Origin of the sequence: Haloplanus sp. CK5-1, assembly GCF_037201915.1 — an archaeon.
In the GTDB taxonomy this organism is placed as follows: Archaea; Halobacteriota; Halobacteria; order Halobacteriales; family Haloferacaceae; genus Haloplanus; species Haloplanus salilacus.
In genome coordinates, this window is record NZ_CP147505.1 from 2,796,923 (window position 1) to 2,814,240 (window position 17,318).

The 17,318-nt window shown below is 66.4% G+C and carries 23 protein-coding genes, 1 tRNA gene and 1 pseudogene; 18 read left to right on the forward strand and 7 right to left on the reverse strand.

Features of this window, described 5'->3' with window-relative positions:
* Window positions 1–106: 106 nt before the first annotated feature.
* From NBT81_RS14735 to NBT81_RS14745, 3 genes are read left to right on the forward strand one after another with little or no spacing between them, the layout of a single operon-like run.
* Window positions 107–886 carry an alpha/beta hydrolase gene (locus tag NBT81_RS14735; RefSeq protein ID WP_338739595.1) on the forward strand — a complete coding sequence of 260 codons (780 nt, stop codon included), beginning with the start codon at window positions 107–109 and terminating at the stop codon, window positions 884–886.
* A 24-nt stretch (window positions 887–910) separates the two neighbouring features.
* Complete coding sequence (locus NBT81_RS14740; RefSeq protein WP_425498675.1) at window positions 911–1,156, forward strand: DUF5822 domain-containing protein; 246 nt, start codon at window positions 911–913, stop codon at window positions 1,154–1,156.
* A gap of 53 nt (window positions 1,157–1,209) precedes the next feature.
* Window positions 1,210–2,058 (forward strand): translation initiation factor eIF-2B, encoded by an 849-nt coding sequence (locus tag NBT81_RS14745; RefSeq protein WP_338739596.1) that lies wholly within the window; start codon window positions 1,210–1,212, stop codon window positions 2,056–2,058.
* On the opposite strand, the gene NBT81_RS14750 is transcribed toward NBT81_RS14745, so the two are convergent.
* Complete coding sequence (locus tag NBT81_RS14750; RefSeq protein ID WP_338739597.1) at window positions 2,055–2,531, reverse strand: N-acetyltransferase; 477 nt, start codon at window positions 2,529–2,531, stop codon at window positions 2,055–2,057. The genes NBT81_RS14745 and NBT81_RS14750 overlap by 4 nt on opposite strands.
* A gap of 145 nt (window positions 2,532–2,676) precedes the next feature.
* On the opposite strand from NBT81_RS14750, the gene NBT81_RS14755 reads away from it, so the two are divergent.
* Both NBT81_RS14755 and NBT81_RS14760 read left to right on the forward strand, forming a co-directional pair.
* Entirely contained in the window at window positions 2,677–3,087 is a 411-nt protein-coding gene (locus NBT81_RS14755; protein ID WP_338739598.1) for an archease, read from the forward strand.
* Between the two features lie 35 nt (window positions 3,088–3,122).
* Window positions 3,123–4,628, forward strand: coding sequence for an RtcB family protein (locus NBT81_RS14760; protein WP_338739599.1), 1,506 nt, complete (start codon window positions 3,123–3,125; stop codon window positions 4,626–4,628).
* 6 nt (window positions 4,629–4,634) lie between these two features.
* On the opposite strand, the gene NBT81_RS14765 is transcribed toward NBT81_RS14760, so the two are convergent.
* Both NBT81_RS14765 and NBT81_RS14770 read right to left on the reverse strand, forming a co-directional pair.
* Window positions 4,635–4,997, reverse strand: a complete 363-nt coding sequence (locus NBT81_RS14765; RefSeq protein WP_338739600.1) for a hypothetical protein — start codon at window positions 4,995–4,997, stop codon at window positions 4,635–4,637.
* 46 nt (window positions 4,998–5,043) lie between these two features.
* Window positions 5,044–5,463 (reverse strand): universal stress protein, encoded by a 420-nt coding sequence (locus NBT81_RS14770; protein ID WP_338739601.1) that lies wholly within the window; start codon window positions 5,461–5,463, stop codon window positions 5,044–5,046.
* Between the two features lie 94 nt (window positions 5,464–5,557).
* Between NBT81_RS14770 and NBT81_RS14775 the strand changes: the two genes are divergently transcribed.
* From NBT81_RS14775 to NBT81_RS14790, 4 genes are all read left to right on the forward strand, one after another.
* On the forward strand, window positions 5,558–5,800 hold the full coding sequence (locus NBT81_RS14775; RefSeq protein WP_338739602.1) for an LSM domain-containing protein: 243 nt from the start codon (window positions 5,558–5,560) through the stop codon (window positions 5,798–5,800).
* On the forward strand, window positions 5,797–5,970 hold the full coding sequence (locus tag NBT81_RS14780) for a 50S ribosomal protein L37e (RefSeq protein WP_114449848.1): 174 nt from the start codon (window positions 5,797–5,799) through the stop codon (window positions 5,968–5,970). The genes NBT81_RS14775 and NBT81_RS14780 overlap by 4 nt, the downstream gene beginning before the upstream one ends.
* 145 nt (window positions 5,971–6,115) lie before the next feature.
* Window positions 6,116–7,594: an amidophosphoribosyltransferase gene (gene purF / locus NBT81_RS14785; protein ID WP_338739603.1), complete on the forward strand. Its 1,479-nt coding sequence runs from the start codon at window positions 6,116–6,118 to the stop codon at window positions 7,592–7,594.
* A gap of 80 nt (window positions 7,595–7,674) precedes the next feature.
* Complete coding sequence (locus NBT81_RS14790; protein ID WP_338739604.1) at window positions 7,675–8,421, forward strand: halocyanin domain-containing protein; 747 nt, start codon at window positions 7,675–7,677, stop codon at window positions 8,419–8,421.
* Here NBT81_RS14790 and NBT81_RS14795 read toward each other — a convergent pair.
* Complete coding sequence (locus NBT81_RS14795; protein WP_338739605.1) at window positions 8,418–9,050, reverse strand: helix-turn-helix domain-containing protein; 633 nt, start codon at window positions 9,048–9,050, stop codon at window positions 8,418–8,420. The two genes, NBT81_RS14790 and NBT81_RS14795, sit on opposite strands and share 4 nt — an antisense overlap.
* Window positions 9,051–9,295: 245 nt before the next feature.
* On the opposite strand from NBT81_RS14795, the pseudogene NBT81_RS14800 reads away from it, so the two are divergent.
* The 3 genes and pseudogenes from NBT81_RS14800 to NBT81_RS14810 all read left to right on the forward strand — a co-directional run.
* Window positions 9,296–9,436 (forward strand): annotated as a pseudogene (locus NBT81_RS14800) (RNA-guided endonuclease TnpB family protein); the annotation flags it as partial.
* A gap of 55 nt (window positions 9,437–9,491) precedes the next feature.
* Window positions 9,492–10,484 (forward strand): transposase, encoded by a 993-nt coding sequence (locus tag NBT81_RS14805; protein ID WP_338738304.1) that lies wholly within the window; start codon window positions 9,492–9,494, stop codon window positions 10,482–10,484.
* Window positions 10,485–10,494: 10 nt separating this feature from the next.
* Window positions 10,495–11,658: a transposase gene (locus NBT81_RS14810; RefSeq protein ID WP_338739606.1), complete on the forward strand. Its 1,164-nt coding sequence runs from the start codon at window positions 10,495–10,497 to the stop codon at window positions 11,656–11,658.
* Between the two features lie 11 nt (window positions 11,659–11,669).
* Here NBT81_RS14810 and nirK read toward each other — a convergent pair whose 3' ends face one another.
* The gene (gene nirK, locus NBT81_RS14815; protein WP_338739607.1) at window positions 11,670–12,785 is read right to left on the reverse strand and encodes a copper-containing nitrite reductase; all 1,116 of its coding nucleotides are present in this window, start codon (window positions 12,783–12,785) and stop codon (window positions 11,670–11,672) included.
* Window positions 12,786–12,957: 172 nt separating this feature from the next.
* Window positions 12,958–13,362, reverse strand: a complete 405-nt coding sequence (locus NBT81_RS14820; RefSeq protein ID WP_338739608.1) for a pterin cluster protein — start codon at window positions 13,360–13,362, stop codon at window positions 12,958–12,960.
* Window positions 13,363–13,480: 118 nt separating this feature from the next.
* Here NBT81_RS14820 and NBT81_RS14825 point away from each other — a divergent pair, with 118 nt between their 5' ends.
* Both NBT81_RS14825 and NBT81_RS14830 read left to right on the forward strand, forming a co-directional pair.
* The gene (locus NBT81_RS14825; protein ID WP_338739609.1) at window positions 13,481–13,858 is read left to right on the forward strand and encodes a helix-turn-helix domain-containing protein; all 378 of its coding nucleotides are present in this window, start codon (window positions 13,481–13,483) and stop codon (window positions 13,856–13,858) included.
* A complete protein-coding gene (locus tag NBT81_RS14830; protein ID WP_338739610.1) occupies window positions 13,855–14,130 on the forward strand; it encodes a DUF7521 family protein in 276 nt (91 codons plus the stop codon). Before NBT81_RS14825 ends, NBT81_RS14830 begins: the two co-directional genes overlap by 4 nt.
* Here NBT81_RS14830 and NBT81_RS14835 read toward each other — a convergent pair whose 3' ends face one another.
* Window positions 14,131–14,691 (reverse strand): DUF420 domain-containing protein, encoded by a 561-nt coding sequence (locus NBT81_RS14835; protein WP_338739611.1) that lies wholly within the window; start codon window positions 14,689–14,691, stop codon window positions 14,131–14,133.
* Window positions 14,692–14,852: 161 nt separating this feature from the next.
* Here NBT81_RS14835 and NBT81_RS14840 point away from each other — a divergent pair.
* The 4 genes from NBT81_RS14840 to NBT81_RS14855 all read left to right on the forward strand — a co-directional run bounded on the left by NBT81_RS14840 (window position 14,853) and on the right by NBT81_RS14855 (window position 17,278).
* Window positions 14,853–14,937 (forward strand) — tRNA-Leu (locus NBT81_RS14840).
* 152 nt (window positions 14,938–15,089) lie between these two features.
* A complete protein-coding gene (locus NBT81_RS14845; RefSeq protein WP_338739612.1) occupies window positions 15,090–15,422 on the forward strand; it encodes a DUF7471 family protein in 333 nt (110 codons plus the stop codon).
* Window positions 15,419–15,931: a winged helix-turn-helix transcriptional regulator gene (locus tag NBT81_RS14850; protein WP_338739613.1), complete on the forward strand. Its 513-nt coding sequence runs from the start codon at window positions 15,419–15,421 to the stop codon at window positions 15,929–15,931. Before NBT81_RS14845 ends, NBT81_RS14850 begins: the two co-directional genes overlap by 4 nt.
* A 63-nt stretch (window positions 15,932–15,994) precedes the next feature.
* The gene (locus NBT81_RS14855) at window positions 15,995–17,278 is read left to right on the forward strand and encodes a DUF7405 family protein (protein WP_338739614.1); all 1,284 of its coding nucleotides are present in this window, start codon (window positions 15,995–15,997) and stop codon (window positions 17,276–17,278) included.
* Window positions 17,279–17,318 lie beyond the last annotated feature (40 nt).

Here is a 17,318-nt window from a genome sequence, read left to right on the forward strand (position 1 = left end):
GACAATCGCAATACAGCGTCGGGAGAAGAGAATTAGAATGCACTTGCGGTTCACATGTACTCCCCGCGGGAGGCGGCTTTATCAGTCTGCCCCGGTAATCGGTCGTATGGAGACAGTCACACACCACGGCCGGGAGACGGCTTACCGTCGCTTCGACCCGGGTGGCGACGGGGAGCCACTCCTCTTGATCCACGGAAGCGGTGGTTCGCACGTCGTCTGGAGCGCACAGACTCCCCTCGCCGCCGACCGTCCGGTGATCGCTCTGGATCTGAGCGGGCACGGCGAGAGCGAGGACGTGGACGCCAGTCCGGGCTACGAGACGCTGTCGGCCTACGTCGACGACACCCTCGCCGTCGCCCGCGCGACCGACGCGCGCTTCCTGTGTGGGCACTCGATGGGCGGTGCGGTCGTCCTCTCCCTGCTGATCGAGCGCGACGCCGACCCCGGCGGCGTGGTCCTCGCCGGAACGGGCGCGCGACTGGCCGTCCTCGACGACCTCCTCCGGTGGCTCCGCTCGGACTTCGAGCGGGCGGTCGAGTTCCTCAACGGTCCCGACCGGCTCTTTCACGACCCCGACGACCGGCTCCTGTCGGCCGCCAGCGAGGCACTCCACGAGACGGGACGGGCCGTCACCCACCGCGACTTCCGGACCTGCCACACGTTCGACGTGCGCGAGCGACTGGACGAGGTCGACGTCCCCGCGCTGGCGGTCGTGGGCGAACACGACGCGCTCACGCCGCCGTGGTACCACGAGGCCCTCGCCGAAGGTATCCCGGACGCGGAGTGGACGACCGTCGACGACGCGGCCCACCTCGCCATGCTCGAACGGCCCGAGGCGTTCAACGCGGCAGTGTCCACGTTCCTCGACGGAATCGCCACGCATTAGCGCGTCGCCCGCCTATCGAGATGCGTGCCACAGCGCGTCGATCGGACCGATCCCGAGGGCGTCGACTTCGGGTGGGTGATGCAGGTGACGTTCGTCGCGACCATCGTCGTCGGCGCGCCCTTGGTGGCTGCCCTGTCGACGACCACGCCCCTTCCGACGTGGGACGCGCGGGCGGTCTTCGCCGTCCGGGTCGGCGCACTCGTCTGGTTCGTCACCGCGCTTCTCGCCTACGTGTACGCCCGGCACGCGACGGATGCGGACGCAGACTGACGTCCCGTCCCCGAGGCCGGAACCTCTTTGCCACGGACACGACACCACTCCGTATGATCGACGAGACCATCGAGGAAATCCGCCGGATGGAGACACACAGTTCGTCGGTGGTCGCGGTCAAGGCCACGGCCGCGCTGGGCGAACTGCTCGATCGCGAGTATCGGAACGTCGAGGAGTACGAACGCGACCTCGAACGCAACGCCGGAGCGCTCCGGCGGGCCAACCCCTCGCATGCCTCGCTCCACAAGGCGATGCGGGAGGTCGTCGACGCCGTCCTCGAGGCGGCCGACACCGTCGAACAGGCCAAGGCCCTGACCGAGGCCGAAATCGATCGGGTCACCGAGGACATCGAGACGGGCAAGCGGCGGGCGGCCGACCGCGCGGCCGACACGTTCGAGGACGGCGAGACGTTCCTCACACACGACTTCTCCTCGACCGTACTGGAGGCCATCGAGACGGCGGCGGCCGACGGGCGACACCTCACGGCCTACGTCACCGAGGCACGCCCCCGGTATCTCGGCCGCAAGACTGCCCGACGCCTCGCCGAACTCGACCGGGTCGATCCCCACCTCCTCGTCGACAGCGCCGCCGGCTACGTCCTCGACCGCTGTGACCGCGTGATCGTCGGCATGGACTGCATCGTCGAGGACACCCTCTACAACCGAGTCGGCACCTTCCCCCTCGCCGCCGCCGCCGACGTGGTCGGCGTCCCGGTCACCGTCGTCGGGTCGGGGTCGAAGGTGATCGAGGAGGACTTCGTCTTCGAGAACGAGACGCGGCCGCCGGCCGAGGTGGTTCGCGAACCGATCGAGGGCATCACCGTCGAGAACCCGGCGTACGACGCGACGCCCGTGTCACTGATCGACGAAGTGGTGACTGACCGCGAGCGCTACGAGCCCTAGCGCCGGATCAACTCGGAGAGTCGGTCACGGAGGCGTTCGTCCGGGCCGAGTCGGAGGTAGTAGGCGTCGCCATCGTCCTCGTAGTACCCTTCGATGCGGCGTTTGATCTCGAAACCGATCGTCTCGTAGAAGGAGAGCGCCCCCTCGTTCGTCGCTCGCACGTGACAGGTCACGGTACGGTGGTCCTCGGCCACCTCCGCGACGAGGCGTCGGCCGAACCCCTCGCCGCGGTGGTGGGGGGCGACGGCCAGAAAGAGGATGTAGCCGTCCCGTCGCGTCGTCGCGAACCCCGCCAGGTCGTCACCGAGATAGAGGAGGTGGGTCGTCGACCGTCGGTAGGCGTCCATGAAGAAGCGCTTTCGCTGTTTCAGGACGCCCTCCTCCCGCCGGATGCGCTCCTTGAGTTCCCACGCCTCGTCGGCGTACTCGGTCGCGCCGGGCCCATCCACTCGCTTCTCGACGGTGACGCTCACTACGACCACGCTAGTGTGTGCGTTCGTTATAACTTCATCGTCCCCGTCGCTCGTTGCCGCCGCCCCGTGCCGAGGTCGACGAGGAACCGTTTTTAAGCTGGCCGTCCTGTCTCCGGCGACCGGTCCAACCTCCGGTCGACCCACCATGCCCTTCGAACTCCGACCCCACACGGCCGACGTGGCCGTCGCGGCGACCGGCGACGACCTCGGCGGGACGTTCGCCGCCGCCGCCGACGGCCTCGCGGCCGCCACCTGCGATGACATCCCCGACGTGGGCGATCGATTCTCGCTCACCGTCCGCGCCGAGGGACGGGAGGCGCTCCTCTTCGACTACCTCGATCGACTCATCTACGAACGCGACGTTCGGGGCGTCCTCCCCGCCGGCAACGCGGCGACGGTCAGTGAGGTCGACGGCGAGTGGCTGATCGAGGCGACTGCCCGCGGCGTGCCCTTCTCGACCATCGAGGCCCGCGACGTGAAGGCGGTGACCTACTCCGAAATGCGGATCGGCCGCGTCGACGACGGCTGGGAGGCGTACGTCGTCCTCGACGTGTAGTAACGTATTCCCGCGTCGGTCACGTCGCCCCACACATGACCACACGCGAGTTCGACGGGATCCGTCTCGAACGGGTCCGGGAGTTCGTCTGGGAGATTCCACGGGAGGGTGAGATGGGCGTCCCCGCGCGGGTGCTCGCGAGCGAGGCGTTGCTGGAACAGATCGGCGACGACAAGACGCTCCAGCAACTGAAGAACGCGACTCACCTTCCCGGTATGACCGGCCACGCGATCTGCATGCCCGACGGCCACCAAGGGTACGGCTTCCCCGTCGGCGGCGTCGGGGCGACAGACGCCGAGAACGGCTGTATATCGCCCGGAGCGGTCGGATATGACATTAATTGCGGGGTGAGAATGATGAAAACAAACCTCACCTACGACGACGTGCGCGGCCACGAGGAGGAACTCGTGGAGGCGCTGTTCGCGAACGTCCCGTCGGGACTGGGTGGCGGCGGCGTCGTCGACGGCGACATTGACACCGTCGAAGCGGTCCTCTCCCGCGGCGTCGACTGGGCCCTCGAGGCGGGGTGGGCCGTCCCCGACGACCTCGAACACTGCGAGGACGAAGGGCGGCGGCCCGACGCCGACCCCAGTGCCGTCTCCCAGAAAGCAAAGGACAGAGGGAAGAACCAACTCGGCAGTCTCGGGAGCGGCAACCACTTCCTCGAAGTCCAGCGTGTGACGGACGTCTACCGCGACGACGTGGCGGCGTCGTACGGCCTCGAAGCCGACCAAGTCGTCGTCCTGATCCACTGTGGGAGCCGAGGACTCGGCCACCAGACCTGCACCGACTACCTCCGGAAGATCGAGAAGCGCCACGACGACGTACTCGCGGCCCTCCCGGACAAGGAACTCGCGGCCGCGCCCGCCGGGTCGGAACTCGCCGAGGAGTACTACGGCGCGATGTGTGCCTGCATCAACTTCGCGTGGGTGAACCGCCAACTGATCATGCACCGGACCCGACAGGTGTTCGAGCGGGTGTTCGATCGCTCGTGGGAGGAGATGGGGATGGACCTGCTGTACGACGTGGCTCACAACATCGCCAAGCGGGAGACCCACACGGTCGGGGTCGACCCGCAGGGGCGGCCGGTAGGAGGCGGCGTAGCCGCCGACCGCGAGGAGCGCGAACTCTACGTCCACCGCAAGGGAGCGACACGTGCGTTCCCCGCCGGCCACCCGGAGGTGCCGGCGGCCTACCGCGACGTCGGTCAGCCGATCATCATCCCCGGGAGCATGGGCGCGGGGAGCTACGTCCTCCGGGGCGGCGACGACTCGATGGACCTCACCTTCGGGTCGACCGCCCACGGTGCCGGCCGACTCATGAGCCGAACCCAGGCCAAACAGGAGTTCTGGGGCGAGACGGTCCAGGACGAACTCCGCGACCAGCAACACGTCTACGTCAAGGCCCAGAGCGGTGCGACCGTCGCCGAGGAGGCCCCCGGCGTCTACAAGGACGTCGACGAGGTGGTCCGGGTGTCGGACGCCCTCGGCATCGGCGACCGGGTGGCGCGGACGTATCCGGTGTGTAACATCAAGGGGTAGTCGTCGTCAGCGGCCCGGACCGGGGCCGGGATCGAACCCCGGCCCGGACGACGCCGGCCCGCCGGATCCGCCGCTCAGTTCGACGAACTCGCTCGCCGGAACCGGTTCGACCGCCTCGCCGTTCTCGTACCGGAGGTAACTGAGGTAGAACGTCGCGCCACAGCCCTCGGCGTCGTCGTCACGAAGCGTCCCGTCCTCGCCACAGACGAAGCGCACGCCGTCTTCGCTCTCGATATCGCCGTCGGCGTCGACGTACGTCCACCCAGAAAGCGGGTACGGCGTCACCGACTTGTCTTCGAGATATCCTTCGCGTTCGAGTTCGACGATGGCCGCACACTCCGGACAGTGGTAGGTGACGGGATATCCCATGATCGCAGTAGGGGCGAGACGGACTTATACTGTCGGCTCCGCGGCGTCACCGCACGACGGTCACCGGGATCGGCGACTTGCGGACGACCGTCTCGGCGACGTTGCCGACGAACAGCCGCTCCATCAACCCGCCGCTGTGGCTCCCGAGGACGATCCCGTCGAACTCCTCGGCGCGGTCGAGGATCGTCCGCACCGGATGGCCGACCCGGACCTCGGTCGTGATCTCCGCGTCGTACTCGGTGGCGACGGTCCGAGCTCGGTCCAGCGCGTCCACGGCGTGGTCGTCCGCGACCCCTTCGGGATCCTCCGAGAGGGCGATTTCGGTCGCCTCGCCCATCATCGGCGACGGGCCGCCGCTGACGTGGAGCACGGTGATCTCTGCCTCCGGGAAGACCTCCAGTGCGTACCGGAGTGCACGACCGGCCATCTCGGAGTCGTCCATCGGCACCAGGACGCGAGCTATCATACGATGAGTACGGTCGACCGAGGAATAAAGACTCGCCCGTCGCGTGGCGTGACCTTCGGTACGTTTATTATTCCGACCCCCAGCCTTTGTTGGCATGAGCGGACGACCCCTCGACGTGCTGGAGGCCTCACTCGACGAGGATGTGACGGTACATCTCAAGGACGGCCGGGCGTTCCACGGCGTCCTCGGCGGCTACGATCAGCACATGAACGTCGTGATCGAACCGGTCGACGACGTCGACGACATCGACGAGGGCGTCCTCGGCGATCCGGACCTCGAACGGATCGACAACACAACCATTATACGCGGAGACAACGTCGTGACGATAACGACATGACGGGAGCAGGAACGCCGACTCAGGGCAAGAAGAACAAGACGACCCACGTCAAGTGCCGACGCTGTGGTGAGAAATCGTACCACGTCCGAAAGAAGGTCTGTTCGTCGTGTGGCTTCGGCAAGTCGGCCAAGCGCCGCGACTACGAGTGGCAGAGCAAGGCCGGCGAGTAATCGACCGGTTCGGTTCACGACTCTCCCCCTCGACACCCCTCCGTCGTACGCTCACGCCCCGAGACGCGGATTTCGCCCGACTATCGGTCGGCTCCGGTCGGCGTAATAACGTGGATTTTTACCCTCCCGCACAGTATCCTCGCCCATGGCACACGGGCGGGACCACCGTTCCCCGGACGGGATGACCGAGAAATGTGGCGTCGTCGGCGTCTCCCTCGCCGACCGCGACGCCGCGCGACCCCTGTACTACTCGCTGTACGCGCTCCAGCACCGGGGCCAGGAGTCGGCGGGAATTGTCACGCACGACGGGTTCCAGCAACACAGTCGCGTCGAGATGGGGTTGGTCGGTGACGTCTTCGACGCCGACGATCTCGACCAGTTGAACGGCCCGGCCGGTATCGGTCACGTTCGCTACCCCACGTCGGGCGGCGTCAACGCCTGTTGCGCACAGCCGTTCTCGGTCTCGTTCAAGTCCGGATCGCTCGGCCTCGCACACAACGGCAACCTCGTCAACGCCGGCGAGATTCGGTCGGAACTGGAGGCGCTCGGCCACGCCTTCACCTCGAACGGCGACACCGAGGTGATCGCCCACGACCTCGCACGGAACCTACTGGAGGAGGATCTGGTCCGCGCGGTCAAGCGGACCATGGGCCGCATCCATGGCTCCTACGCACTGACGATCATGCACGACGACGCCGTCCTCGGCGTGCGCGACCCCGAAGGGAATCGCCCCCTGTGTATCGGGAAACTCGACGACGGCTACGTCCTGGCCTCCGAGTCGGCGGCCATCGACACGCTCGACGGCGAACTCGTCCGGGACGTTCGCCCGGGCGAACTCATCGTCCTCGCACCCGACGGCTCCGGCTTCGACTCCTATCAACTGGTCGACCGCGACGCCACGGCCCACTGCTTTTTCGAACACGTCTACTTCGCCCGCCCGGACTCGATCATCGACGACGGCCTCGTCTACGACGTGCGCCGGGACCTCGGCGGGGAACTGTGGGCCGAGACCGGCATCGAGACGGACGTGGTGATGCCCGTCCCCGACTCCGGACGCTCCTTCGCCTCGGGGTACGCCGAGGCCGCCAACGCCGACGGCGCGGACGTGGAGTTCGCGGAGGGGTTGATGAAGAACCGCTACGTCGGCCGCACGTTCATCATGCCGACACAGGACGAACGCGAACGGGCGGTACGGCTGAAACTCAACCCGATCAGGAGCACCGTCGAGGGCAAGACCGTCACGATCATCGACGACAGCATCGTCCGGGGGACCACCTCGACGCAACTGGTCGACCTGATCCGCGAGGCGGGGGCCGAGGAGGTCCACGTCCGCATCGGTGCGCCGCCCATCGTCGCCCCCTGTTACATGGGGATCGACATGGCGAGCCGCGACGAACTCATCGCGGCCGACAAGAGCGTCGAGGAGATTCGGGAGATCATCGGGGCCGACAGCCTCGCCTACCTCTCCGTCGACGCCATCGCCGGCGTCCTCGAGCGGTCGCGTGACGACCTCTGTCTGGGCTGTGTCACCGGCGAGTATCCCTACGACATCGACGGCGAACGGACCGACCGAGAGGTGACTCGGCCCGCCGTCGGTAGTGAGTCCGCCCCCGCGGACGACTGACCTGTCAGCGGCCCTGAAAGCGGCAACCGGAGGCGAAACCGGCAACATTTTTGAAGGGTTGTGTGTATCCATAATCGACAATGACCGAGGAACGCGAGGCTCGACTGGGACGACGACGGCTGTTGCGGGCGAGTGCCGGTGCCGTGGGAGCCGGTCTGGTGGGTACCGGGGCGGCCGGAACGGCAGCCGCGCAGTCGGAGCCGTTCGACGGCTGGCTGAGCAACGTGGGTAACTACGAGGGGCTCGTCGACGAGACGGGGAGCGACGAGGTGACCGTCGAGGTCGGCGTCGAACAGGGCAGCGGTGCCTTCGGCTTCGGACCGGCCGCGGTCCAGGTCGACCCCGGGACGACCGTCGTCTGGGAGTGGACCGGCAACGGCGGCGTCCACAACGTCGCCGCCGAGGAGGGGGCCGACTTCTCAAGCGAGAACAGCCAGGAAGCGGGGTTCACGTTCGAGCAGACGTTCGAGGAGTCGGGCGTCGTCAAGTACTTCTGTCAACCCCACCGGGCACTGGAGATGAAAGGTGTCGTGGTCGTCGGCGACGTCGACACCGGCGCGGAAGTGGTCGGCGGTGGCGGTAGCGGTGGCGGCGACAGCGGGGGCGGTGGCGGCGACAGCGGGGGCGGTGGCGGCGACAGCGGGGGCGGTGGCGGCGGCAGCGGTAGTGGAAGCGGCGGCGGTGGGCTCGTGATGTCGCTGACGGTCGGCGGGGCCACCGTCGCGGCATTCCTCTCGCCCATCGTCTTCGGACTCGTGTTGATGCTCCGTGACGTGTCGGACGACGCGCCCGAGGACGCTGCCGAGCACGGCGAGTCGAGCCACTAAAACTCGGTGTCGTCGACGAACGCCCGTATTATCGCGCCCTCGGCACGGTGGAGACGTTCGCTGGCGGTCGACTTCGCGATGTCGAGGTGGTCGGCGAGTTCCGTCAGCGTGCACTCCCGCGGCGTGTCGTAGTACCCCCGCCCGACGGCCGTCTCGATCAGCTGCCGCTGTTCCTCACTCACCACCGAATCGGGGTCGAGCGACGTGCGGATCGACCGCACGTCGAACTCCAGTCCGAACGTTCGGAGTTGGTCGCCCAGTGACGACAGGCGGTCGCGCGAGGCGGTGATTTCGAGGTTCGCGACGCCGTCCCGGACGGTCACCGGCGGTTCGAACGGCGCACGGGAGTTCCGGATCGACAGCAACAGGAGCGGTTCGTCGGTCTCGAACTGGACGAGCGCCCGGTCGTCCCCTCGGTGGAGCACCTCGAAGACGCGGACGCCCTCGGTCTCGTCGAGTTGCGAGAGCAGGGTCCCGATGTCCTCGGCGGTTATCTCGACCAGGCCGACGCCCGTATCGCCGTCGGGGAGCGCCGCCAGGACACGCCAAGTCGCCTCGGGAAACCGCGTAGAGAGCTCTGCGATCCAGATGGAGTCGGGGAGCGTCACGGCGAGTTTCGCAGTCGGCATAGTGGACGGAGGGGCGCCGTGACCATAAGCGTCGACGGCGCCCGGAGTGGCATGTCGCCGCTCGATGGACGGGGGTGTTCAGCATAATTCAAGGTGGAGCCTCCGACCTCAAGGAGCGAGCGTAGCGAACGAGTAGGTCGGAGAGGAAACCGACACGCTACTGCACCAACTACGTTCGATGGCTGTCCAACTCCCCTATCGAATCGTCACTAGTATAACAACATAGGCCTATATCTGAAACACGGATGGAGGTACGTCGCACCGTCCCCGTCAAACTCGACGTGGCCGACAGCGACGCCGACCTTCTCCACGAAACCATCTCCGAATTCTTGTGGGCCGCCAACTACGTCGTCGACCACGCGTGGCAAGGTGAGTACAAGACCACAGAGGGTGTCATAGAACAGTTCGCATACCAAAGAGCAGGGTGAACGCTGAGGTGGAATGAGTTCAGCGACCCTGCAAGATGATCCTTCGGTAGAATCGTTCTTCAATGCCGTGGAAACGGAGACGTTGGCGTTGTTCGAGCACCTCTCCTTCGAGTTTCTTGAAGGGTTCGACGTGTTCGCCCCGGCGGAGACGGGGCGAACACGAGATCTTGAGCCGCCCGAGATGATGCGTGGCTTTCTCCATTGCTATTACAAGAACATCTACGGTATCCGTCCGGTTGCACGAGAACTGAACAACACCGTTGTCTGGCTCAGCTGTAGCTTCGATCGACCGCCGTCGAGAGACGCGGTCGATCGATTCCTCACTGATCTTGAGCACGTTGTTGACCGGGTCTTCGACCATCTCGTCGAGCAGGCCGCCTTGCGGGGCCTGCTCGACTTGACGTATTCTATCGATTCAACCGACGTGAGAGCGATGCCCGCCGATCCAGACGCATCGAAGTGCTATGATCCAACCGATGACGAGTACTACTACGGCTACGGCTGCACGATCGTCTCAACCGGGCAAAAGATCCCGATTGCAGCCGAGTTCACCGAGAGCAAACAAGCACCAGAAGAGACGGCGATGCGCGTCACGCGTGACGCGCTCGCCGTCGGGAAACCGATGTGGATGCTTGGAGACAGTGCCTACGACACGCTCGACTGGCACGACCACCTGCTGGCCGCAGGGGTCGTGCCAGTCGCTCCGTACAATCCACGAAACACCGACGACCCGAAAGATATCGAGTACAGGGTAGAAGACCGCATTGAAAAACACAGCAACGACGTTCAGCTGAAGCAATCAACGCTAGACGAGACGTACAACCGCCGGAGTGGCGTCGAACGAACCAACGAATCAGTCAAGGGCTGCGGCCTCGGGCGAACGCACGCCCGAGGCCGCGTCCATGCACGAGCGCAGGTGTTCCTCGCGTTGTGTCTGCGCCTCGTCGTCGCAATCACCAACTACGAACGCGGAGACAATCCGGGAAGCACAATCATCACGGTGTGAGAAGAGTTCTATGACACCCTCGACCACAAGCAAAGCCAAACTCCAGCGCGAAACCTACGACGACGTGCGGGCCGAAACAGGGCTCCAAGCTAACCTCGTTCAGAACGCTCGCAACAAGGCCGCCGACGCCGTACAGAGCATCGTCTCTCGGTGGAGGCAAGGTGACGACGCGGGGAAACCACACTTCACTGCCCCGACGCTCGTCTACGACAAGCGGTGTGCGACGTTCAACGACGACCACGCGACGCTCTCAACCGTCGAAGGGCGTATCACCGCCAAGTACGTCCTCCCCGACGAGAGCCGCGAGACGCCCCACTCGGAGTACCTGTTCAACGATGATTACGAAGTGACGGGCGGGGAACTCCACTACTGCGACGGTGAGTTCTACCTTCACGTCCGAACAAAGGCGGACGTGGAGTTCGAGACCGCCGACAAAGGCAACGACGGGCACAACACAGTCCTCGGCGTTGACCTCGGCGTCGAGAACGTCGCCGTCACCTCAACTGGCGAGTTCTGGAACGGGTCGGGGTTGAACCACTGGCATCGCGAGTTCGAGAAACGGCGTGGGTCGCTCCAACGGCGCGGGACGCGGGCCGCCCACGAAACCATCCAGTCGGTCGGACGCACCGAGACGGGCCGCTACGACCACGTTTTACACACTGTCTCGAAAGAACTCGTCGCGGAAGCCGTCGAATACGACTGTGACGTAATCGCGTTCGAGAACCTGACTGGGATTCGTGAGCGGATGCCGAACGCCAAGAAGTTCCATGTGTGGGCGTTCCGCCGACTGTTCGAGTACGTCGAGTACAAAGCCGAAGTCGTCGGCATCTCGGTTGAACAGGTGAGTCCCGCATACACGAGCCAGCGGTGCTCTAAGTGCGGCTTCACTCACGAAAACAACCGCCCGGCCTCGGACGGACAGGACGTATTCGAGTGCCTGAAATGCGGGTACTCACCACACGCGGACTACAACGCGGCGAAGAATATCGGCCTGAAGCATCTCCGCACGGCGCAAAAGTCGTCGGGCGGAGGCGCACCCGTAAACGTGCGCTTGAATCGCGGGACATTGAACGTGAACGGCAATTACCAGCCTGCCGCCGACGGCGGCCAGAACGGGAGTCCACGCGAAAGCCCCACCCTCAACGAAGCGAACGGTGGAGCCGTGAGCGAGTAGGGTGGGGTAGTTTACGCGTACTGTGGCCCCTCCTGGCTGCTGTCGTGGGCGTCGGGGTCGTAGATCTCCTCGTTCTCGTCGCCGACCACGTCGACCTCGGCGAGCATCCCGCGGCGAGCGACGCGGCTGAGGGCGTGGTCGACGAGTTTGATCCGCTCGGGGACCGGCGTGTCCATCTCGCCGATCATACAACTTCCCGGCGGGACCTTCACCGTCTGGATGTTCTTGTCGGCGTAGGCATCGAGGTCGCCGTCCTCCGGGACGCCGCCGTCGCGGTAGGCCCGCTTCCAGACGTTCCCGATCGGGTGGAAGTTACTGGAGTAGTTCGGCCCGCCGTCGACCATGAACACCCTCACCCGGTCGCCCTGATCGACCTCGATCGGACCGCGGTTCGCGGCCGCCCACGCGTACTTCTCGCCGTTCAGGAGGACGTACGTCGGGTTCTCGTTTCGCATCCCCTCCATGTCGAAGCTGTGTTTGCCCTCTTGACCGACGTCCCCGTCGGTGTACACTTCGTGCTGTCCGAAGTAGAGTTCCCGATCCACTTCTGGCAATCCGTCGCGCGGCTCGACGACGATCATGCCGAACATCCCCGCGCTGATGTGCATGTCCAGGTTCGGCACGGCACAGTGGTAGATGAACGCGCCGGGGTAGTCGGCCCGGAACCGCATCGCGTTCTCCTCGCCCGGCGCGGCGGTGGTCGCCACCGATCCGCCGCCAGTGCCGTAGACGGCGTGGAAGTCGACGTTGTGAGGCAGCGCGTTCTCCGGCGGGTTCTCGACGGTCAGATCCACGGTGTCGCCCTGGCGGACCCGCACCATCGGACCGGGGATCTGACCGTCGAACGTCATGAAGTCGAACGTGACGCCGGGCTCGATCTCCGCCGTCACCTCCTCGTAGCGGAGCGTGATCTCGTGGGTCGTCGGTTCGTCGCGGTCGATCGGTTCCGGTAGGTCCGTCGGGTCGGCCGCGACCTGATCGGCAGTTGGGGTCGCGGTCCCCTCCATCTGCCGTCGTTCCGTTTCAGTCTCCGCCGCCGTCGGAGCCTGGGTGCTGCACCCTGCAACGGTCGCCGCACCGCCGAGACCGAGCGCTTGCATCGCCCGGCGGCGGGTGGTATCGAACATTGGGAGTCACCTCTACACCTGCAGTTCGGGGTGCCAGGGGTATGAACCGGGACGTCGATTCCCTCCGGCTGAGACGACCGCCGAACCTGTTCGGGCCGAGGAGGTCGTGGGGACGACGTGGCCGTGGCCTGCGGTGGTGGCGGTAGCGATACAGGGACCGGGATCGGCCCCGTCAGCAACAGAAGATGAACGGGTAGACTAGGCTCACGCGGTCGCCGTCCTCGATCTCCGTGTCGAACCCGTCCAGAACCTCGTTGAACTTCCCGTCGATCAACACGCGTGCGTAGGGTTTGGTCTGTTCTCCCTCCGGGTTCTTGTGCCACTTTCCGGGGAGGTTCTCGGGCGGTTCGGCCCACCCGCTCGTCGTCGCTTCGGCCTCGGTTTCGGCGATCAGCATCTCCGCGAGTTCCGGCCGTTCGTCGAACAGCGTCTCCAGCAGGTCTCGGAGCGTGTCGCCCTCGAACGAGAACTCCTGGTGGGGTTGGTCCATCCGGTCGCGGACGTGCCCCGTCGCGTGGAGCGCGACCGTCGTAGTCTTCCCCTGGCTCTCGACTTCGGCCTCGGTTGTCGTGCTCATGACGTACTCCGATACGCGGTCATCACCCGAAAAGGTGTGTCCGAACATGTTCGACGGGGGAGAAACGGCCGTGGCGATCAAACGGCGGGTCTAAGTGACTCCCTCAGTCAGGGAGAGTATGGTGCGCGATCCGCTGTCGGGCGACGACTCGCCCGATCTGCAGTCGGTCCTCGACGCCCTCGACGACGCCGACTGCCGGACCATCATCAGACACTTCGACGAGCCGATGACTGCCACCGAGGTGTCCGAGAAATGTGATATTCCCATGTCGACGACATACCGAAAGCTCGATCTGCTCACCGACGCCTCGCTGCTCGTGGAGGGTACGGAGATCAGGCCCGGCGGCCACCACGCGACCCGATACGAACTCGACTTCGAGACGGTTTCGGTCGGCGTAACCGACACCCAGGAGCTCGAAGTGTCGATCGACCGACCGGCACGCACCGCGGACGAACGCCTCGCGTCGCTGTGGGGGGAGGTTCGCAAGGAGACATGAGTCACCTCGACATCGCACTGACGGCGGTCAAATCCGGGACGCTCCTGCTCGGCAGTCTCATCGTCCTCCTCTCGTTGAAGGCGTACCGCCGAACGGGGGCCACCGCTCTGCGGGCGCTCACCGTCGGTTTCGGCTTGATCACGCTGGGGGCCATCGCCGCCGGCGTCGGCCACCAGTTCACGTCGCTCTCGCTCGCACAGTCGGTCGTCATCGAGAGTTCGCTCACGTTCGCCGGCTTCGCCGTCATCGTCTACTCGCTGTACGTCGAGTGATCAGTAGACGACGTACAGCAGGGCGTAGACGGCGTTTCCGAGGACGAACGAGATCACCCAGAGGCTCGCTGCGACCCGGCCGACACGGGCGTGTGCGGTGTCCGTGAGCGCTCCGACGGGGTGGGTCGTCCCGAGCAACAACACGTAGTACAGCAACGGGATGCAGACGACGGCGAGCAGGATGTGGATCGCGAGCAAGGGGAGGTAGAGCCGTCGGTACACGGTGTCGGGCCCCGGGAACGCCGCGGGGCCTTCGAGGACGACCTTGTAGAGGTACAGGAGCAGAAAGACGGCGAACAGCCCCGCCGAGAGGAGCATCGCTGCGCGGTGGCGGCCGAACTCGCGGCGCCGGGCGAAGGCGACGCCGGCGGTGATAGTGACGACGGCGACGGTGCTGAGGACGGCGTTGACGTGCGGGATGGCGGCGAGGACTGCGTCGGGGGCACGCGGGATCGCTGCGCGCGGGATCATCCCGAGGGCCGCCGCGAACACGAGTGCTAGCGACGTCAGCGAGAGAGCCACGGTCAGTTCCGGGACCCGATCGCGTGCGTTCGAGTACATGGCGGATCTGCGTGGGCGATCCACAAAATCCCCGCGGCTTCACGCCGCCGAACTCCGTGGTGGCGGCGGGACGCTCGACTGTGGGAGGGGCAAAAGGAAAGCCATTTCAAATACCCCCGTCAAGGAGCGTATGCGTTCGACGCGACACAGAACCCACGCGAGCGTGGGTAGCCAAGCTAGGCCAACGGCGCAGCGTTGAGGGCGCTGTCCTGTAGAGGTCCGCCGGTTCAAATCCGGTCCCACGCATCGCACTGGCGGGTCACACACCCGCTGTCCACCCACACGGGTGGCGATGCCGGTGATTCCCCTCCGGGACATCACCCACGCACAACTTCTCCGACGTGCCGATCGACGAGTCAGCGAAGCGTTCAGGTGCCGTCCGTCCGAACGTTCGGCCGATGGCGCTCTACCTGCACGCGGTCCCGGGGGTCGACTCGGCCTCGATCGGTCTCGTCGCGGTCGTCACCGTCGCGGCCATCGGGGCGGCCACGCTCCTCGGCCTCGCCTTCGCTGCGTTCGTCCGCCGACGGTCGCGGCCCTACCTGCTCCTCGTCGCCGCCTTCGCGGCGCTGCTCGGGCGGTCGGCGGTCGTCGTGGCCAGCCTGTTCGGTCTGCTCTCGCCCGCGAACCACCACGTCTTCGAGCACGGACTCGACGCCGTGCTCGTCGCACTCGTCGTCGCCGCCGTGTACTACGCCCGGACCGTCCGGCGGGAGGCGTCGGCGTCGTGACCCGACACCGCGACCGCATCCGACGACACGTCGCGTCCAACCCCGGCGTCCACTTCAATCGACTCGCCCGCGACCTCGATTTGGCGACCGGGCAGGTCCAACACCACCTGAAGACGCTCCGGCGGGCCGACGACCTGATCGCCGAACCCCGCTACGGGCGCACTCACTACTACACCCCCGAGTACGGCCCGTGGGAGCGCGGCGCGCTCGCGGTGATCCGGCGCGAGACGGCACGCGACGTCCTCGTCCATCTGATCGAGCACGGCCCGAGCGCGCCCGGATCGGTCGCGTCGGCCCTCGACGTGGCCCGGAGCACGCTGGAGTGGCATCTGGACCACCTGACCGAACAGGACCTCGTCGAGAAGCGCCGCGACGACGGCGGCCGCGTGACGCTCGCGCTCACCCGTCCCGAGGGGACCGCCCGACTCCTTGGACTGGTCGAGCCCTCCCTCCCCGAACGGTTGGTCGACCGCTTCACCCGACTGGTCGACGGGCACGCCGACGAGTAGCGGCCGTCTTCGAGAGCCGAACCACAACCGGGATGGGGACGAGCCCCCAACGTTCGTCGACTGATGTCCGACGGCGACCTCCCACGACGGACCGTCCTGAAAGCTGCCGTCGCGATCGGTAGTGCTGGCGCGCTGAGTGCCTGTCTCGACCGCTCCGACGCGGGGGACGCGCCGACCGGCGACCCCGACGCCAAACCGTCGCGACAACACGCCTGGCGGGAGTACGTCCGTCGCGACGAGCACGGCAACACGCAGTTGCCGTCCCACCAGATCCTCCTCTACGTCGACTTCGACGGCGACGGCCCACCTACCGCCGACGACCGGGCCGCCCTCGCCGAGACGCTCGACGGTCTGGACCGTGCCTACGAGTGGAGCAACGAAGGACTCCTCCACTCGATGGCCTACTCGCCGTCCTACTTCGACCGGTTCGACGCCGACCCCGCCGGCGTCTCCCTCCCGGAGCCGCGGGCACTCTCGCCGTTCGAGTCACCGACGTTCGACCGGCAGGACGCGGTGCTCCACCTGGCGAGCGACCACCCCGAAGTGGTGCTGACCGCCGACCGCGCCCTGCGGGGCGAACGCGAGACGGCCAACGGAGTCACCGTTCCGTCGCTGACCGACGTGGCGACCGTCGACTCCCGGCGAACCGGCTTCGTCGGTGCCGGCCTCCCCGCCGAGAACCAGGACGCCACGGGCATCCCCGACTCCCAGCCCGTTCCCGAAGCCTCGCCGCTCTTCATGGGCTTTACCGCCGGCTTCCGTGGCAACCAGGCGACGGAGTCATACGTCACCCTCGACTCCGGCCCCTTCGCCGGCGGGACGACGAAGGTAATCGCCAACTTCCGGCAACGCCTCGACGACTGGTACGACGAGCAGTCCTACGACGAGCGGGTGACGGAACTGTTCAGCCCGGGTCACGCCGAGAACGACCTGGTCGAGGGCGTCGGCGAGAACCTCGGGGCCGACAGCGACATCGATCGGTTCGTCGACGACGTCGTCGCCGACGCGAAGGAGTACGGCCGCGTGGGACACGCCCAGAAGGCGGCGCGGGCGAACCGCGACCCGGAGGGGAACGTCCGCCTCCTCCGTCGTCACATCGAGTCGACCGACGACATCGAGTCGGAGGAGAAGGTCGCGAGCCTCCACTTTCCGTCGCTCCAGCGGGACATCGCCGCGTTCGAGACGGTCCGGCGATCCATGAACGGCACCGACGCGACGGCGGCGACGCCGGCGGTCCGACAGCGCGTCAACAACGGCATCCTCGAGTACATCTTCGTCCGGCGCCGGGGGTACTTCCTCGTCCCGCCGCGCCGACACCGGGTGCTCCCGACGCCCGATCCGGAGTGACGGTTCGACGACCGGACCAGAACGGGTTTTCCCGCCCGGC

Bases quoted from the DNA above. Each gene is read 5' to 3' on its own strand.
- NBT81_RS14810 (WP_338739606.1), top strand. From the start codon at position 10,495: ATGACACCCTCGACCACAAGCAAAGCCAAACTCCAGCGCGAAACCTAC.
- NBT81_RS14790 (WP_338739604.1), top strand. From the start codon at position 7,675: ATGACCGAGGAACGCGAGGCTCGACTGGGACGACGACGGCTGTTGCGG.
- NBT81_RS14795 (WP_338739605.1), bottom strand. From the start codon at position 9,050: ATGCCGACTGCGAAACTCGCCGTGACGCTCCCCGACTCCATCTGGATC.
- NBT81_RS14760 (WP_338739599.1), top strand. From the start codon at position 3,123: ATGACCACACGCGAGTTCGACGGGATCCGTCTCGAACGGGTCCGGGAG.
- NBT81_RS14830 (WP_338739610.1), top strand. From the start codon at position 13,855: ATGAGTCACCTCGACATCGCACTGACGGCGGTCAAATCCGGGACGCTC.
- NBT81_RS14820 (WP_338739608.1), bottom strand. From the start codon at position 13,362: ATGAGCACGACAACCGAGGCCGAAGTCGAGAGCCAGGGGAAGACTACG.
- NBT81_RS14805 (WP_338738304.1), top strand. From the start codon at position 9,492: ATGAGTTCAGCGACCCTGCAAGATGATCCTTCGGTAGAATCGTTCTTC.
- NBT81_RS14835 (WP_338739611.1), bottom strand. From the start codon at position 14,691: ATGTACTCGAACGCACGCGATCGGGTCCCGGAACTGACCGTGGCTCTC.
- NBT81_RS14855 (WP_338739614.1), top strand. From the start codon at position 15,995: ATGTCCGACGGCGACCTCCCACGACGGACCGTCCTGAAAGCTGCCGTC.
- NBT81_RS14755 (WP_338739598.1), top strand. From the start codon at position 2,677: ATGCCCTTCGAACTCCGACCCCACACGGCCGACGTGGCCGTCGCGGCG.
- NBT81_RS14780 (WP_114449848.1), top strand. From the start codon at position 5,797: ATGACGGGAGCAGGAACGCCGACTCAGGGCAAGAAGAACAAGACGACC.
- purF (WP_338739603.1), top strand. From the start codon at position 6,116: ATGGCACACGGGCGGGACCACCGTTCCCCGGACGGGATGACCGAGAAA.
- nirK (WP_338739607.1), bottom strand. From the start codon at position 12,785: ATGTTCGATACCACCCGCCGCCGGGCGATGCAAGCGCTCGGTCTCGGC.
- NBT81_RS14770 (WP_338739601.1), bottom strand. From the start codon at position 5,463: ATGATAGCTCGCGTCCTGGTGCCGATGGACGACTCCGAGATGGCCGGT.
- NBT81_RS14775 (WP_338739602.1), top strand. From the start codon at position 5,558: ATGAGCGGACGACCCCTCGACGTGCTGGAGGCCTCACTCGACGAGGAT.
- NBT81_RS14825 (WP_338739609.1), top strand. From the start codon at position 13,481: ATGGTGCGCGATCCGCTGTCGGGCGACGACTCGCCCGATCTGCAGTCG.
- NBT81_RS14765 (WP_338739600.1), bottom strand. From the start codon at position 4,997: ATGGGATATCCCGTCACCTACCACTGTCCGGAGTGTGCGGCCATCGTC.
- NBT81_RS14845 (WP_338739612.1), top strand. From the start codon at position 15,090: ATGGCGCTCTACCTGCACGCGGTCCCGGGGGTCGACTCGGCCTCGATC.
- NBT81_RS14745 (WP_338739596.1), top strand. From the start codon at position 1,210: ATGATCGACGAGACCATCGAGGAAATCCGCCGGATGGAGACACACAGT.
- NBT81_RS14735 (WP_338739595.1), top strand. From the start codon at position 107: ATGGAGACAGTCACACACCACGGCCGGGAGACGGCTTACCGTCGCTTC.